This is a genomic window from Zobellella endophytica, from assembly GCF_003012775.1.
GTDB classification, from domain to species: Bacteria; Pseudomonadota; Gammaproteobacteria; order Enterobacterales; family Aeromonadaceae; genus Oceanimonas; species Oceanimonas endophytica.
This window is the reverse complement of the sequence record NZ_PXYG01000018.1, coordinates 1-2,642: the sequence shown is the minus strand read 5'-3', so window position 1 is coordinate 2,642 and position 2,642 is coordinate 1. Positions and strand designations below refer to the sequence as shown.

The following is a 2,642-nucleotide window of genomic DNA, read 5'->3' as shown; positions in this document are numbered from 1 at the left end:
TTGCATATTCCGGCCCATGGTGAACAGCCATTCCGGCGGAACGTGAACACCTATTCTGGTTCAACGTGAACACCTATTCCGGCCCAAGATGAACACTTTTGCTGGATTTCCGGAATCGCCGTTCACGGCGCCGGAATCACTGTTCATCTTCCCGGAAACACTGTTCACCTTCGTCCGGAATCATTCTTAACGCATTGATTTTAAACTTGTTTGCTAACCTCTCCGTATTTACAGGGAGAGGCTATGCCGGCTAAGAGGATCACTATGCGTAAAATCCGAGACGTTCTTCGCTTGCGGCTTGCTGCCGGGCTGTCGATCCGTCAGATCAAGGACAGCACCAAAATCAGTGTCGGGGCCATCCAGAAACTGCTGCGCAAGGCCGATGAACTCGGGCTTGCCTGGCCCTTGCCTGACGAGCTGGACGATAGCCAGCTGGCACGGCTGTTCTACCCCGCTGCCGACACCACGGCCTCTGCCCGCTATGCGCTGCCTGACTGGGCCACCCTGCACCAGGAGCTCAAGCGCAAGGGCATGACCAAGCAACTGCTGTGGGAGGAGTACACCCAGCAGTATCCCAACCGCTGTTACAGCTACTCCCAGTTCTGCGACCGCTACCGCCAGTGGTGTGCTCAGCAGAAGCGCTCCATGCGGCAGACCCACCGGGCCGGAGAGAAGTGCTTCGTCGACTACTGCGGGCCGACGGTGCCGATCATCTGCGCCAGTAGCGGCGAAATGCGCCAGGCGCAGGTGTTCGTGGCGGTGCTCGGGGCATCGAACTACACCTACGCCGAGGCCACCCTGAGCCAGTCACTGCCGGACTGGCTGGGCAGTCATGTGCGGATGCTGGCGTACTTCGGCGGAGCGCCGGCGATCGTGGTGCCCGACAACCTGCGCAGCGGGGTCAGCCGAGCCTGCCGCTACGATCCGGAGCTGAACCCGAGCTACCAGCAGTGGGCCGAGCATTACCAGCTTGCGGTGGTACCGGCACGGCCCTACAAGCCGAAGGATAAGGCCAAAGCCGAGGTCGGGGTGCAGATCGTCGAACGCTGGATCCTGGCCCGCCTGCGCCACCACAGCTTCTTCTCGCTGACCGAGGTCAACCAATGTATCCGGGCCCTGCTGGCAGAGCTGAACGAGAAGCCGTTCAAACAGTTGCCGGGCAACCGTCGGCAGGCCTTCGAACAACTGGATCGACCGGCATTACGACCGCTGCCCGCCCACCCTTATCGCTACGTCGACATCAAGCGAGTCAAGGTCAACATCGACTACCACATCCAGTATCAGCAGCATCACTACTCGGTCCCGCACCAGTATGTGGGCGAGGCCCTGGAGCTGCACGCCAGTGACACCCTGGTCACCCTGTACTTCCGGCAACGGGCCGTGGCGTCCCATCCTCGGCAGCATCGGCCCGGCACCACCACCGAAGCCAGCCACATGCCCAAATGTCATCAGAAGCAACAGCAATGGACGCCGGGCCGGCTCAAAAACTGGGCCAGGGACATCGGCCCCGAGGTGCTGGCCTGGGTGGCGCAACAGCTGGCTGCCAGGGCCCATCCCGAGCAGGCTTACCGGGTCTGCCTCGGGCTGCTGAATCTGAGCCGGGACTACCCGGCCGCACGGTTAAATGCAGCCTGTGCCATCGCCAACCGGGAAGGGCTGGACCGGCTGAAGCAGCTCAAGTCGATCCTGCTCAGTCGGCGTGACCAGTTGCCCGAGACGCTCAGCGTTCAGACCGAGCTGCCCCAGCGACACGAAAACATCCGTGGCCCCCACAGCTTCCACTGAATCACATAAGGACATCCTCTGATGAGTACTCAGATCCTGGCGCAACTGCGCCACCTCAAACTCGGCGGCATGGCCCGCGCCCTGCAAACCCAGCTGGAGCAGGTTGGCACCTACGAGGCGCTGCCGTTCGTGGAGCGACTCGGCTTGCTGGTTGAGCAGGAAAGCCTGAGCCGGGAGCACCGCAAGCATGAGCGTCTGATCCGCCAGGCGCGGTTCAAGCTCGCCGCCACCGTGCAGGACATCGACTACCAGCATCCGCGTAACGTCAGTCAGGCCCAGGTGGCCCGGCTGGCTCAGGGGGACTGGCTTGATCGGGCCCAGAACCTGCTGATCACCGGCCCTTGCGGCAGCGGCAAAACCTACCTTGGTTGCGCGCTGGGTTACAGCGCCTGCCTGCGGGGCTACAGCGTGCGCTACTACCGGCTCTCCCGGTTGCTGCTGGAGCTGACCCAGGCCAAGGCCGACGGCAGTTACTACACGCTGCTCAAGCAACTGGCCAAGGTGCGGTTACTGATGATCGACGACTGGGGACTGGAGCCGCTGACAGCGGCGCACCGCAACGATCTGATGGAGATCATGGACGACCGCCACGGCGAGACCTCGACGCTGGTGATCAGCCAGCTGCCGACGGATCAGTGGTACGCCAGCATCGGCGATAACACCCTGGCGGACGCCATCCTGGACCGGCTGATGCACAACGCCCACCGGCTGCAACTGAAGGGGGAATCCATGAGGAAAATGCTTGGGCAGTTGACCGAAGATGAACACCTGGGCTAAAAACACCAGGACGTGATGCGTTGAGAAATCAGGTGTTCACGTTCGTCCGGAATCGGTGTTCATCTTCGCCGGAATACGCA

The 2,642-nt window shown here is 61.9% G+C and carries 2 protein-coding genes; both read left to right on the top strand.

What is annotated here, in order from left to right; genetic code table 11:
- Window positions 1–243: 243 nt before the first annotated feature.
- Window positions 244–1,785 (top strand): IS21 family transposase, encoded by a 1,542-nt coding sequence (gene istA / locus C7H85_RS19215; protein WP_106731324.1) that lies wholly within the window; start codon window positions 244–246, stop codon window positions 1,783–1,785.
- 21 nt (window positions 1,786–1,806) lie between these two features.
- Window positions 1,807–2,562 carry an IS21-like element helper ATPase IstB gene (gene istB, locus C7H85_RS19210; protein ID WP_106731323.1) on the top strand — a complete coding sequence of 252 codons (756 nt, stop codon included), beginning with the start codon at window positions 1,807–1,809 and terminating at the stop codon, window positions 2,560–2,562.
- Window positions 2,563–2,642 lie beyond the last annotated feature (80 nt).

Excerpts from the sequence above, each read along its gene's own strand:
- istA (WP_106731324.1), top strand. The coding sequence starts at position 244 with ATGCCGGCTAAGAGGATCACTATGCGTAAAATCCGAGACGTTCTTCGC.
- istB (WP_106731323.1), top strand. The coding sequence starts at position 1,807 with ATGAGTACTCAGATCCTGGCGCAACTGCGCCACCTCAAACTCGGCGGC.